At 57.6% G+C, this 13,354-nt stretch carries 15 protein-coding genes; 3 read left to right on the forward strand and 12 right to left on the reverse strand.

The window, feature by feature from the left end:
• Positions 1-80 precede the first annotated feature (80 nt).
• From ECL_RS16135 to flgB, 12 genes are all read right to left on the reverse strand, one after another.
• Positions 81-1,706: a methyl-accepting chemotaxis protein gene (locus ECL_RS16135; protein ID WP_013097772.1), complete on the reverse strand. Its 1,626-nt coding sequence runs from the start codon at positions 1,704-1,706 to the stop codon at positions 81-83.
• Positions 1,707-1,757: 51 nt separating this feature from the next.
• A complete protein-coding gene (gene flgL / locus ECL_RS16140) occupies positions 1,758-2,678 on the reverse strand; it encodes a flagellar hook-associated protein FlgL (protein ID WP_013097773.1) in 921 nt (306 codons plus the stop codon).
• A 10-nt stretch (positions 2,679-2,688) separates the two neighbouring features.
• The gene (gene flgK / locus ECL_RS16145) at positions 2,689-4,326 is read right to left on the reverse strand and encodes a flagellar hook-associated protein FlgK (protein WP_013097774.1); all 1,638 of its coding nucleotides are present in this window, start codon (positions 4,324-4,326) and stop codon (positions 2,689-2,691) included.
• Between the two features lie 94 nt (positions 4,327-4,420).
• Positions 4,421-5,341, reverse strand: coding sequence for a flagellar assembly peptidoglycan hydrolase FlgJ (flgJ, locus tag ECL_RS16150; RefSeq protein ID WP_013097775.1), 921 nt, complete (start codon positions 5,339-5,341; stop codon positions 4,421-4,423).
• Positions 5,341-6,468 (reverse strand): flagellar basal body P-ring protein FlgI, encoded by a 1,128-nt coding sequence (locus ECL_RS16155; protein WP_013097776.1) that lies wholly within the window; start codon positions 6,466-6,468, stop codon positions 5,341-5,343. Before ECL_RS16155 ends, flgJ begins: the two co-directional genes overlap by 1 nt.
• Before the next feature lies 1 nt (position 6,469).
• The gene (locus tag ECL_RS16160) at positions 6,470-7,156 is read right to left on the reverse strand and encodes a flagellar basal body L-ring protein FlgH (protein ID WP_013097777.1); all 687 of its coding nucleotides are present in this window, start codon (positions 7,154-7,156) and stop codon (positions 6,470-6,472) included.
• Positions 7,157-7,216: 60 nt separating this feature from the next.
• Positions 7,217-7,999, reverse strand: a complete 783-nt coding sequence (flgG, locus tag ECL_RS16165) for a flagellar basal-body rod protein FlgG (RefSeq protein ID WP_013097778.1) — start codon at positions 7,997-7,999, stop codon at positions 7,217-7,219.
• A gap of 19 nt (positions 8,000-8,018) precedes the next feature.
• Positions 8,019-8,756 carry a flagellar basal body rod protein FlgF gene (locus tag ECL_RS16170; RefSeq protein WP_013097779.1) on the reverse strand — a complete coding sequence of 246 codons (738 nt, stop codon included), beginning with the start codon at positions 8,754-8,756 and terminating at the stop codon, positions 8,019-8,021.
• Positions 8,757-8,765: 9 nt separating this feature from the next.
• A complete protein-coding gene (flgE, locus tag ECL_RS16175) occupies positions 8,766-9,965 on the reverse strand; it encodes a flagellar hook protein FlgE (RefSeq protein WP_013097780.1) in 1,200 nt (399 codons plus the stop codon).
• 14 nt (positions 9,966-9,979) lie between these two features.
• Positions 9,980-10,684, reverse strand: a complete 705-nt coding sequence (locus ECL_RS16180; RefSeq protein ID WP_013097781.1) for a flagellar hook assembly protein FlgD — start codon at positions 10,682-10,684, stop codon at positions 9,980-9,982.
• Positions 10,685-10,692: 8 nt separating this feature from the next.
• A complete protein-coding gene (flgC, locus tag ECL_RS16185) occupies positions 10,693-11,097 on the reverse strand; it encodes a flagellar basal body rod protein FlgC (RefSeq protein WP_013097782.1) in 405 nt (134 codons plus the stop codon).
• A gap of 6 nt (positions 11,098-11,103) precedes the next feature.
• A complete protein-coding gene (flgB, locus tag ECL_RS16190; RefSeq protein ID WP_044158162.1) occupies positions 11,104-11,538 on the reverse strand; it encodes a flagellar basal body rod protein FlgB in 435 nt (144 codons plus the stop codon).
• 212 nt (positions 11,539-11,750) lie between these two features.
• On the opposite strand from flgB, the gene flgA reads away from it, so the two are divergent.
• The 3 genes from flgA (at position 11,751) to ECL_RS16205 (ending at position 13,273) form a co-directional block, all read left to right on the forward strand.
• The gene (gene flgA, locus ECL_RS16195; protein WP_013097784.1) at positions 11,751-12,449 is read left to right on the forward strand and encodes a flagellar basal body P-ring formation chaperone FlgA; all 699 of its coding nucleotides are present in this window, start codon (positions 11,751-11,753) and stop codon (positions 12,447-12,449) included.
• A 69-nt stretch (positions 12,450-12,518) separates the two neighbouring features.
• Positions 12,519-12,812, forward strand: coding sequence for a flagellar biosynthesis anti-sigma factor FlgM (gene flgM / locus ECL_RS16200; RefSeq protein WP_013097785.1), 294 nt, complete (start codon positions 12,519-12,521; stop codon positions 12,810-12,812).
• A gap of 17 nt (positions 12,813-12,829) precedes the next feature.
• On the forward strand, positions 12,830-13,273 hold the full coding sequence (locus ECL_RS16205) for a flagella synthesis protein FlgN (protein ID WP_013097786.1): 444 nt from the start codon (positions 12,830-12,832) through the stop codon (positions 13,271-13,273).
• Positions 13,274-13,354 lie beyond the last annotated feature (81 nt).

Below are 13,354 nucleotides of genomic sequence, written 5' to 3' on the forward strand. Positions count from 1 at the left end.
AAAATGCGTATTCTGTTACTTCGCTTGTATTAACAAGCTATTTTATAAAATAGCGTGATTAATGGCGGTATTTAATAAAATTAAAAGGTTTCCCACTGGGCCAGGTCGGGCTCTTTTTGACGCTGCGGTTTATTCGCTTCTACCGGCACCTTCGCGATCGCGCTCTCATGGTTCAACCTGAATTGCGCCACCAGTTTTTCCAGCGCATCGGATTGGGCTTCCAGTTCGCCCGCCGCCATTGCCGCCTCTTCCACCATCGCCGCATTCTGCTGGGTCACCAGATCCATTTCGTTGACCGCCAGGGAAATCTGGTTGATACCCGCGCTCTGCTCGTCAGACGCCGAGGTGATTTCGCCCATGATCTGTGTCACCTGTGCAACAGAGGTCACAATCTCCTGCATCACGGTGCTGGCCTGCCCCACCTGACGTGAACCGATATCGATATTGTTCACGCTGGTATTGATCAGCTGGTTGATCTCTTTGGCCGCATCGGCGCTGCGTTTTGCAAGGTTACGCACCTCTTCTGCCACCACCGCAAAACCACGCCCCTGCTCACCCGCTCGTGCTGCTTCCACCGCCGCGTTCAGGGCCAGAATGTTGGTCTGGTTGGCAATGCTGTCGATCACACCGTTAATGTCGGCAATCTGGCGCGAGCTGGTAGTGATCTGGGCCATGATCTGCTCAAGGCTTTGCATCACTTCCCCGCCGTTATGGGCATTGTGGCTGGCGCTTTCCGCCAGTTCGCGCGCCGCATGGGCGTTATCGGCATTCTGGCGCACGGTGGTTTTGATCTGCTCCATGCTGGCCGCCGTCTCCTGCAGCGCCGCCGCCTGCTCTTCGGTACGGGATGAGAGATCGTTATTGCCGTGAGCAATTTCCTGGGCGTTGTTGTGAATACGCTGCACGCTGTCACGGATGCCGAGGATCGTACTGGTCAGTGAAGTACGCATCGTCTCCAGTTCGGTCAACATGTGGCCAATTTCATTCTGGCTGCCAGCGTCAATGGGCTGACTCAGATCGCCCGCCGCCACGCGACGCAGCATCTCAACCGTGGTCTCCATACGACGCACCAGGGTATGACGCAACCAGTAACGCACGGCAAGCAGCAACCCGACGGCCAGAATGAGTACGACAATCCCCACGCCCAGCATAATCCGGTAGCCGCGCTCGGAAGCATGAATATAGCTTTCGCTCATGCGGGCGCTGGCATCGGTATACTGATCGACCTTATTACGCAGCGCGGTGCGCAGCTCCATATCATGTTCCAGCGACCCGGAATACCCTGCCGGGTTATGCAGGTAGCCCAGCTTAATTTCGGCAACCTTGTACACTTCGTTGAAAGCCGCATTGACCTCAGCCGCCAGACGACTCTCCTCCGGGGTGTTAAACGGCGAGGCCATAAACGCATCCATATTACGACGCGCAAGTTTCACCACATTCACCGTATGTTTGGCAACATTCTCAGAAACCGGGTTACCCAGCGCTGCCTGCAGCATCAGGCCGTTGGTATTGGCCATTACCGCGCTGATGTTATAGGCGGCATCGCGCATCTGATCGTTATTTTCAGAGGCCACGACAATACGTTTGAAATTGGTATTATTTGAGACTGTGTCATAGACAGAATAGGCGGTTACGCCGAACAGCATCACCGCAAACAGGCCAATAATAAGGCTGATTGCGCTATAAATTTTGAGTTTCGTTAACATAGATTTTCACCGGCCGCAGACGGCCGGTGCCTGTGGGAGTCAATTAAACGGTCAACTGGGGGACATATTAAAGAGGTTCATCGACTGCATTTTTTTGTAGACGAACATCGACGCATTAAAAGCCAGCTCCGACATCTGAGATTCAGAGACCAATGTCACCAGCTTGCTGGTATCGGAGCCGATAGCGTTTTGCACTTTTACAATGGTGTCGTTGATCAGCACGTCTCCGGAGAGATCCAACGCATCAAGCTGCTGCAGGTTGGTGCCCAGCTCGGCCTGGGCTTTACCCAGACGGTTGATGCCTTCATCAACCTCAACCATGGCTGCGCTGAGCGCGGCTTCCAGGTTAGCGTCATAATCAGCGTCGCCAGGATCCGCGGTTAATGCCGCCACGGCGTCTTCCAGCACCGTGAAAATATCACCAAAAATGTCCCTACCCAGATGGCTGACCTGCATCCCGGTACCGTCTGCCACCGTTAGCCTGCGAACATGGTCAGCATTCGTACTGCCCTGATAAACGCCATCTTCATCAAACGCAGGCGTATCGGTTTTAAAACCCGAAAAAATATAGTTCCCGCTGGCGTCGCGGTTATTGGCCAAATCCATCAGATTGGCGCGGATGCCTTTGATCTCCTCCCCCAGCGCCCGACGATCCTCCGGCGAGTAAGAACCCGTTTTCGCCGCAACAATTTTTTCCTTCAGGGTGGTGGTTAATAAATTCCCCACGCCGTTGAGAATATTGTCCTGGTACTCCAGCGCGCCGCGGGCGCGGGAACGCACGTTGCTATACATCTCCAGCTTCGCCAGCGCGTCCTGGTGCTTCACCGCATCGGTTGCCGCCGCCGGGTCATCCGACGCTTTCAGCAGCGTCTTGCCCGCCGACATCCGCAGATAGACGTCGTTGCTCTGGCTCATGCGCTTCGTCATGGTCTCCGCGCTATTTTTATACATATACAGCGTACTTAATCGCATCATCGGTTCCTTATCGGATTGACAGCAGGGCGTCGAACATATCGGTCGCGGTTTTCAGCAGCTGCGCGTTGGCGTTGTAATACTGCTTAAACATATCCAGGTTGATGTACTCTTCGTCCATATTGACGCCGGAGAGGGCCTGTTTGGTGTCGTACTTGGTCCTGAGGTCGGTTTCGGCGCTGACCAGCGCGGATTTCACGCCGCGCGCGCGGTCACCGATGGTGCCCACCAGGCTGGCGTAGGCTTCGGTCAGCGTGTTGTCACCGATGAGCTTCTGATCCTGGATTTTCAGCATCTCTTCCAGGTTAGTGTTGTCGCCAGGGCCGCCGTCTTTATCCCCCGCTGCTGCAAACTCCTGCGCGCTGCCTAAGCTGCGGGCCATCCCTTCAGCGGCACCCGCTATGGGGTTAAGGGTAAAGCTGTCGCCATCGTCAAAGCCGCCCCCCGAAACATCGATCTCAATCCCGTCAAAGGTCAGGTTATCGCCAACGAGGGTGGCCGGTACGGTGCGTCCATCTTCACCCGTGACCGTCCATCCCCCTGCGCCATCACTGGTGACGGTGTAGTTTTCCGATTTCACATCTGTATAGTTGGTAACGTTAATCGCCCCCAGCTTGCCGGTCCCGGTGTTCTTCGCATTGGCGTAAGCTTTAATATCCGCCAGGGAGAACAGGTCACCGCCTTTATCGCCATCAGGCGTATAACCTTCCGCATGCTGCTCGTTCATACGGTTCGCCATCGTAAAGGCGATCTGATCCAGCTCCTGACGGGCAATGGTCAGGTCTTCATTACGGAACTTGAACAGCCCGCCCAGGCGGCCTTTGGTGATACTGCTTTCATCCAACGGCGAGGCGTTCTCGTTCGCATCCACGTAGGAGACGATGGTTTTGTTCGGATCGGCATCCGACGGCGAGGTTTGCAGTTTATACGCGCGATCCCGGGAGACCAGCGGACGTCCGTCGGACAGAAGCACGTCAACCCGGCCCGTGGTTTTGTCTTCCGTAACGGTGATGCCAATATGCTCGCTCATCTTTTCCAGCAGCGCATCGCGCTGGTCGAGCAGATCCGCCGGCGGGGCGCCATTCCCCTGGGCGCGCTCCAGCTGTTTATTGACCTCTGCCAACTGCTGGGTATAGCTGTTGATGTCTTTGGCGCTCTGCTCAATCTGCGTATTGGTGCTCTTCTCAAGCGCGGTCAGGCGTTTGGCGCTGGCGTTGAAACGGTTCGCCAGCGTACCGAGGGCGTTAAATACCGCCGCGCGCGCCGGGCCGTCCGCCGCATCGCCGCTCAGCGTCGCCATGGCCTTGAACATATCGTTCAGCGAGACCGAGACGTTATCGGATTCGTCGGCCAGCATGTTGTCGATATCGCTCAGCTGTTCCATCCGCCCATTGAGAGAGGCGTAATGCGACAGCGAGCCGCGCAGCTCATTGTTGGCAAAGGCGTCATAGGCGCGCTCTACGCCACCGGCGCGCGCGCCGTAGCCGAAAAAGCCCTGCCCGGTAGTCATACCGCCCAGTTCGCCAATGATCAGGCTGCGGCGGCTGTAGGTGCCGGACATGCCGTTGGTCAGGTTATCGCCCGTCACGCGCAGTGCCGCCTGCGCAACGCTCAGGCCGCCTCTCGCCAGGTTAAATAAGTTATTCATAAGATCCGGATATTCCCTGTTTGCAGGCCCGGCGTTCGCAACCGGGCCAGAAAGTTCATGGCTCTGTCTATTTCATCGGTGAATCAAAAATTCTCTAAAAAATTTTATCTAGATCGTGTTTATAGGCGTTCATACCCTGCTGAATATCGCCTTTCACTTTCTGAATAATGGTGATGAGCTTTTTGGCGTAGGCCGGGTCGGTCGCATAGCCGCCCGCCTGCAGCGCCCTCGCCCCCTGCTCCGGCGAACCGGACTGCACCACGCCGCGATAGCGCGGGTTTTTGGTCAGCAGCTTTGCGTAATCTGCGAGCGCATGTTCATACGAGTCGTAGACGCGGAACGCCGCTTTCACCTTCTGCTTCACGCCGTTGATGTATTCGGTGGTGGTGATTTCAGTGGTTTTACCGCGCCAGTCTCCCGTCGCTTTAATGCCGAACAGGTTGTGGCTCGGGCGGCCGTCCGCCGCCGGGATTTCGCGTGTCCCCCAGCCGGACTCCAGCGCCGCCTGGGCGAGGATCAGATGCGGATGCAGCCCGCTCTGCTGCGCGGCAGCCTGGGCCGGGCGCAGCAGACGGGCAATAAACGGATGCGCCCCTTCCGCCGGTTTGGCGAACGACACGGGCGCAGGCAGACGCAATGGCCCGGTGGCGGGAGCCGAAGAAAGGCCCGGGCGCAGGAAATCACGTCCTGGTGCACTCACCACGGGTTCATCAGCCTCCCCGCCCAGCTGGCGGACGATAAGATCGGCAAAGCCGAGCTGACCACTCCCGGCAATGTTTTGTGCGACCTGCTGATCGTGCATCGCGGTGTACATCTCTGAAGACTGGCTGCTCAGCAGATCGCTCTTAAAGGTGGCATCGCGCATGCTCTTCATCATCATCTGCACGAAAATCCCCTCCATCTGCTTTGCCGCCGCTTTCAGCGCGCCGGGCGACTGCCGCCCGGCCTCCCGTTTCAGCGTATCCAGCGAACGAACATCAAACGCTGGCTGGTCGAATTTGTCGAAGGCATTCATCAGTTCACCTCCAGCTTCGCTCGCAGACAGCCGGCACTTTTCATCGCCTGCAGAACCGACATCAGCTCGTTCGGCGTGGCGCCCAGGCTGTTGAGGGCGCGGATCACCGCGTTCAGATCGGTACTGCTGCGCACGTGCTGCAGCGAGCCGCCGCTGTCACGCACCGAGATATCGGTCTGCGGCACCACCACCGTTTCGCCGCCGCCAAACGGCGTATCCGGCTGGCTGATGATGTTGTTCTGCATCACCTCCACCGTCAGCGAGCCGTGCGCCACCGCGCAGGCGTCGAGCGAGACGTGGCGGTTCATCACCACCGAGCCGGTGCGTGAGTTCACAATCACCTTCGCGTCCTGCACGTTCACCCGTAGCGGAATGTCCTGAATGTCGGCCAGGAAACGCACGCGGGACGGACCGTCCGGCGGCGCAAAGAGGCGCACGGTGCGGGCATCTTCCGGCAACGCCGCCCCGCCGCTGTAGCGCTGGTTAATGGCGTCGCTGATCTGCTGCGCCAGCGAGAAATCGGTCTCGTTCAATTGCAGGCGCACAATGCTCTGGGTGGCAAAATCGTTCGGCACTTCCCGCTCCACGGTCGCCCCGCCGCTGATACGCCCTCCGTTAAGCTGGTTCACCTGCACGCGGCTGCCGCCCGCCTGCGCCCCCGCGCCGGAGATCAAAATGTTGCCCTGGGCGATGGCGTAGATCTGGTTATCGGCCCCTTTCAGCGGGGTCATCAGCAGCGTGCCGCCGCGCAGGCTTTTAGCGTTACCGACTGAGGAGACCACGATGTCCAGCTTGTCGCCGGGACGGGCAAACGGCGGCAGCTCGGCGGTAACCATCACCGCCGCAATGTTTTTCAGCTGCATATTAGTGCCAGGCGGGACGGTGATCCCCAGCTGCGAGAGCATGTTGTTCAGGCTCTGGCCGGTGAACGGAGCCTGCATGGTCTGGTCGCCGGTACCGTCAAGGCCGACGATCAGGCCGTAGCCCATCAGGGAGTTGGAACGCACACCCTGCACCGTCGCCAGATCGCGGATACGTTCCGCGTGGACCACTTTGGGTACCGCCAGCGTCATGCCATAGAGCAGGATGCTGAGAAAAAACAGGATAGATTCTTTTTTCATGGTCATATCAGAAAGGAGAGAGGTTCAGGAACAGGCGTTGCAGCCAGCCCATGTTCTGCGCTTCGTTGATGTAGCCGTTGCCGACGTACTCGATGCGGGCGTCCGCCACCTGGGTGGACGGCACGGTGTTGCTGCCGCTAATGGTGCGCGGGTTCACTACGCCAGAAAAACGGATAAATTCGGTGCCCTGGTTGATGGCGATCTGCTTCTCGCCCACCACGCCGAGGTTGCCGTTCGGCAGCAGCTCTTTTACGGTGACGGTAATGGTCCCGGTAAAGGTGTTGCGCGCCGCCGCGCCGCCCTTCCCCGCGAAATCGTTTTTACCTTCGGCTTCGAAATCCGCTTTGCCGTCGCCCAGCCAGCCGTTGAGTTTGGTCGGTACCGCAATCAGCCCCATCCCGGCCGATCCATTACGGTTGGCACTGGCGGAAGAACTTTTGCTGGCGCTGACGTTCTCCTGCAGCAGGATGGTCAGCGTGTCGCCCACGTTACGCGGGCGGCGGTCTTCGAACATGGGTTGATAGCCGTAGTTCATGGCCTGCCCGGCCTGGAACAGTGAGCCGCCGGTGGCCGCCGGTGCCATCGGTAATGGTGTTGCCGTGGTAGGACCCTCGACGAGGGGCTTTTGCATGATGTGCGCGCAGCCGCTGAGCAGCAGCGTACTTGCCAGCAGCGCAGCCGCCGGAATGTGCATAGACAATATTTTCATTTCAGTGTCGATAAAATGTCTGGCCGCGCGAGCGGCCAGAGAGGATTAAAGCTGGGAAAGACGCTGCAGCATCTGGTCAGAAGCAGAGACCGCTTTACTGTTGATTTCGTAGGCGCGCTGCACCTGAATCATGGTCACGAGCTCTTCCGCCACGTTCACGTTAGAAATCTCCACGTAGCTCTGCTTCAGCGTGCCCGCGCTCTCCATGCCGGGGTTCAGCTCGTTCGGCGCGCCGGACGACTGGGTCTCTTTGTAGAGATTGCCGCCGATGCTTTCGAGCCCTGCGTTGTTGACGAAGGTGGTCAGCGTCAGCTGGCCGATCTGCTGCTCTTCCGCCTGACCGGGCACCTTCACGCTGACGATACCGTCGCTGCCGATGTTCAGTTTGGTGGCATCCTGCGGGATGACGATCCCCGGCTGAATCGGATAGCCTTCGGCATTCACCAGCTGCCCGTCCGGGCTTTTGGAGAAATGGCCGTCGCGGGTGTAGGCGGTGCTACCGTCCGGCATCTGCACCTGGAAGAACCCTTCCCCTTCAATGGCCACGTCGTACTCATCACCGGTCTGGTTCATGCCGCCCTGAGTATGCACGCGTTGGGTGGAAACAGGACGCACGCCGGTACCCAGCTGCAGGCCGCTCGGCAGCGTATTTTGCTCGGTTGACTGCGCGCCCGGCTGACGCATGTTCTGATAGAGCAGATCCTGAAACACAGCGCGCTGACGCTTAAAGCCGTTAGTGTTGACGTTCGCCAGGTTGTTGGAGATGACGTCCATATTGAGCTGCTGTGCTTCCAGCCCGGTTTTTGCGATCCATAAAGAACGAATCATAGTGACTCCTTGCGCGGGCTTAGCTCACGCTTAATAGCTGATTGGCTTTCTGGGCGTTCTCGTCGGCGGTACGGATCACCTTCATGTTCATGTCGAAGCCGCGGGAGTTGGCGATCATCTGCGTCATGGCCTGTACCGGGCTGACGTTGCTGCCCTCGATGGCCTCTGGCGTCAGACGCAGGGTTTCATCCTGGGCCAGCATCTCGCCGCCTGCGGTGCGGAACAGGCCGTCGTCGCCGTGAACCAGGCTGTTCATGTCGGCGTTGACCAGCTTCAGACGGCCAACGGGCACCAGCATCGTCGGGTCATCGCCCATGCCGAGTGCCGAGACGGTGCCATCGCTACCGATGGTGACGTGGGACTGCGGCGGTACTTCCAGCGGTCCGCCATCGCCCATCAGCGGACGGCCGTTAACGCTGAGCACCCCGTCCTGATCCACTTCAATAGCGCCGTTGCGGGTATAGCCTTCACTGCCGTCGTCCAGCGCCACTGCCAGCCAGCCGTCCTGCGGCAGCGCCACGTCCAGGCTGCGCCCGGTATGGGTAATCGGCCCCATGGTGGTGTCGTGAAACGGGGTGGACTCCGCCACCAGCGCGCGGGTGCGCAGGGTTTCCCCTTCAATGGGCACCGAGCGGAAGGCCGCCAGTTGGGCGCGAAAGCCTGCGGTGGAGCTGTTCGCCAGATTGTTTGAGGTGACCGCCTGGCGGTTGAGCGCCGCGTTGGCGGCACTCATGGCGGTATAAATAGCGCGATCCATCACTCAGCCTTAACGCAGGTTAACCAGCGTCTGCAGAACTTCAGACTGGGTTTTGATGGTTTGTGAGTTGGACTGATAGTTGCGCTGGTAGACGATCATGTTGACCATCTCATCGCCCAGGTTGACGTTGGAGGATTCAAGCATATTGCCGCTAATATCACCGAAGCTACCCGAACCAGAGGTGCCGAGGAACGGCTGGCCAGACTGTGAAGTCTCCGCCCACAGGTTGTTGCCCTGCTGCTCAAGACCGCCCGCGTTGGCGAAATCAGCCAGCACCACCTGCGCCACGGTTTGACGTTTGCCGTTGCTGTAGATGGCGATCACTTCGCCGGTGTCACTGACCTGATAGCTGTTAAATTTACCCGGTGCCTGGCCGTCAATCTCGTCGAGCTTGACCTGAGTATCGCTGGCGTTTTGGGTGATATTCAGATCGAGATTCAAATCCAGCGCAGCTGAGCCGTTGTAAGCCGCACCCTTGATGTTCAATGTCACCGGCGCGGTAAGCTTGCCGTCGGTACCAAACTTAAGCGTCTGCTCGCTCCATCCGCCAGCAGCACCAGGCGCAGTGGAGTCCTGAGCGTGCGCTTTCCACTCACCTTCTGCGGTATGCACGTAATACACTTTAATGGCGTGCTTATTTCCCAGGCTGTCGGTGGCGGTCACTTCACTGACATAGTTGTAGGTATCAGCGTTGTCAGGATCAAAGGCCGGCGTCGCCGGGATAACTTTATCATCGGACTTCAGGTTGCCAGCTACCGAGCCTTTGGTGGACGCCGCCGGTGGCATATCGTCCGTTGGGATGCGAATCGGTCCCACTTGAGCACCAGGGTTAATCACCCCGTCCGTCGCCTGGTAACCGGTTAAAAAAAGTCCGTTGGTTTTGTTGACGATAAAGCCGTTCTGGTCCTGCTCAAACTGGCCGTTGCGACCGTAGAAAACGCTACCCGCTTCGTCAACCATGCGGAAAAAGCCGCGTCCCGAGATACCCATGTCCAGTGCAGAAGCACCATTCATCAGTGCACCGTCACCAAAGTTCTGACTTACACCCGCAACCTGCACCCCCATTCCGGTCGAACCGGCAAAGATATCGGCAAACGAAACAGAGCCTGCTTTAAACCCTACAGTCTGAGAGTTGGCGATGTTGTTACCCACCACGTCCAGCGCTTTTGCAGCGGCACTCAGGCCGCTAAGACCTTGTGAAAAACCCATAATTTATTTCCAGATTATTTTTGAATGACAAAGACTTTGTTCATGCCAATCGGATCGTTATTCAGCAGATGCAGAATCGGCCCGGTCGGATCCATCGTGACGCCCTGCACCTGATCCTGAACCAGCCCAATCACTTCCGGGTTTTCACCCTCTGGATTGCTGGCCTCAAAGGAGAGGGTGTATTCCCTGTCGCGCGGCGGTCCCGGCTCCGGCTTGAAGTTTTCCAGGTCGTCGAGGTTGAAGGTATTCATCCCCTGCTTCACGTTTTTCAGCTCTGCGGTATACGCCTTGTCGCCGTCGTGCAGCGTGACGGTGACCGTTTCGGCATCGGCCGTCAGCGCGAAGTGGAAGTCGTCCGAATTGCCCGGGATCTCCACGCCCTCCTGCATGATGCCGATCCCCGGTTCGCCAAAGGAAACTTTGGCCTCCCCTTCAATCAGCACGCTGCGGCCCACCCAGGCGGAGGCGCTCATACTGCCGAGCTGGATCATCATCGCCTGAACCCCCGCCACCGAGCTGTTGAGCTTCTCAACCCCAGCAGCCATGTTGAACTGCGCCAGCTGCGAGGTAAGCTGGTTGTTATCCATCGGATTGGTGGGATCCTGGTTTTTCATCTGCGCGACCAGCAGCGTCATAAACTGGTTCGACAGATCCGCCGCGCTGTTTCCGGTACCAGTGCCACCTGCGCCGCTGTTGTTGTTAATCGAAGAGACCGCCATATGCGTCCTTACTGACCAAGCGTTAATGTTTTCAGCATCAGGCTTTTGGCGGAGTTCATCACTTCCACGTTGGCCTGGTAGCTGCGGGAGGCTGAAATGGTGTTCACCATCTCGTTCATGACGTTGACGTTGGGCATACGTACGTAGCCCTGTTCATCCGCCAGCGGGTTGCCAGGCTCATAGACCAGGCGGTCCGGTGCGCTGCTCTCCACTACGTCGCTAACCTGTACACCGCCGATCTCCTGGCCAACGGATGCGTCAACGGAAAACACCACCTGGCGCGCGCGGTACGGCTGGCCGTCCGGCCCCGCCACGCTGTCGGCATTCGCCATATTGCTGGCGCTGACGTTAAGGCGGCGGGACTGGGCGGCCATCGCCGATCCCGAAATATCAAATACGCTAAAGAGCGACATCGTTGATTACCCCTGACTGAGCACAGTCATCATTTTTTTAATATCCGCGCCAAGGAACGTCAGTCCCGACTGATATTTCACAGCGTTATCCGCAAAATTGACGCGCTCACGATCCATATCCACGGTATTGCCGTCGGCACTCGGTTGATCCGGTACGCGATAGAGCAACTGACTGTCGTCAAACGGCCTCGCTTTACCTTCAATATGCTTATTTGACGTTAATGACAGTGATACGGGTGATTTCGCCATGGCGTTATTTTCCATGGCGGCTTTTAGCTGCTGAGTAAAATCAATATCTCGCGCCTTGTAGCCCGGCGTATCAGCATTCGCAATATTTGAAGCCAATATATCCTGACGGCGCGACAGCAAACCTAACGCCTGCTGTTGAAAGCGAAAGGCGTCATCAAGTTTATTCATGACAACAGGACTCCTGTCTCGCATTATTTAAACTGCGATAGTGTAGTCAGCGCGGGTGAAATATCACACTGCAAAGACCCGACAGAAATAAGCCTATTTAGAGAAATAGAAATAATGGATGGCGCGTTAAAACGTTGAAGAAATTAAATGGCGGCAAAAGTGTCATTATTTAAGGGAATAAAACACAGGTTTCTGCGTATATAATTTCGCCACGTTTTATATATTAAGGCAATAAGATGACGCTCCGATTATTCAGCACGGCGATGGCCGTCTTGCTCTGTTCTGCCTCTGCAGCAGCCAGCGTGCCATCCGACCAGACGGCGAAGCAACGTCTGATGCTCAAACTGGACGCCCTGATCAAACAGCCTGAGAACGGCAGCGAGATCGTGCGCACCGCGACCCTTCTCGCCCCCCCGGCACAGCTGGCCGCCGTGTGCGAAAACCCCACGCTGAGTCTGGTGGGACGCGACAGCCGTCTTACCGGCAAACGCACCGTGCTCGCGCAGTGCGGCGCGCGCCGCCATTTCCTGCCGGTACGCATCAGCGCGCAGGGTACCTGGTGGGTGGCAAGCCAGAGCCTGCCCGGCGGGGCGATTGTGCAGCGCAGCGATATCGAACCAGTCACCGGCAACCTTGACCACCAGCCTGGCGGTTTAATCTTTAACGCCGACGAGATTATCGGCCAGCGTCTGACCCGCGCAATTGATGCCGGTAAACCGCTGTTAGAAAACCAGCTGCGTCAGCAGTGGCGACTGCGGGCCGGGCAGACGGTGGACCTGGTCACCACTGGCGCAGGCTTTCGTATTCGCAGCCAGGGCAAAGCGCTGAATAACGCGGCGGTGGATGACGTGCTGAAGGTGAAAACCGTGGGCGGGCGCACCGTAAGCGGGAAAGTGGGGGCTGACGGTCAGGTGATGATTATTTCCCAACAATAAATTTTAGGTTTTCTGTGAATCACCGATGAAAGCAGTATTGAGTAGATAAATTGATTTGCGAGGACAACCATGAGCATCAACAGCAGCCAGACCACCGCGCCGATTGCGAAAATCGCCCCAACGCAGGAACTGCGCGCCCGTACGCAGTCTCAGGAACATGACGCTGTGGCAAAACGCCCGGAAAAGAGCGACAAAACCAACGTCACCCTGAGCGAATTGACCAAAAAAATCCAGACCGACGACAGCCGCGACGTGGATTACGCGCGTGTCGCCGAACTGCGCGACGCGCTGGCAGCAGGTACCCTGCGCATTGAGCCTGAGAAAATTGCTCAGGCCATGGTGCAGGACATGTTTCAGTTTTAACCGTTTACAGGCCCCTTATGGACAAGCTTTACCCGATACTCGCGCAGATGAAAACGTCTCTGGATGAACTGGAGGCGATCATGATTGAAGAGGTGAATCAGCTCAACCGCACGCAGATCAACCCGGTGTCGCTGCAGGTGCTGGCGGATAACAAAAACCAGCTGCTGACCACGCTCCAGTATTACGACGACATGCGCCGCCAGCAGGAGCAGAGCTGTGGCACAGAAGCCCCCTACCCGGGGCTCGGTAAGCTGTTTGCCAGCTGGCAGCAGGTGCATGAGAAGGTGCGCAGCACCAAGGCGCTGAATCAAAAAGTGGAATCACTGCTGCAAAGTCATATGAAGAAAAATCAGCATATCCGCAAGGCTATCGACCATGTGGGCCATGCAAACGCGCTCTATGGCCCGGCAGGAGAATCCAGCCAGCTGCCTTCTGGCCGCAAGTACAACATCAGTATCTGATCGTTCCTGTCTGCGTTGTCCTCTTTTGCCCGCCTCTGGTGGGCTTTTTTTTGCACGGGCCTGCGGGTTTCATCGTTGAGT

Source organism: Enterobacter cloacae subsp. cloacae ATCC 13047 (assembly GCF_000025565.1).
GTDB lineage: Bacteria > Pseudomonadota > Gammaproteobacteria > Enterobacterales > Enterobacteriaceae > Enterobacter > Enterobacter cloacae.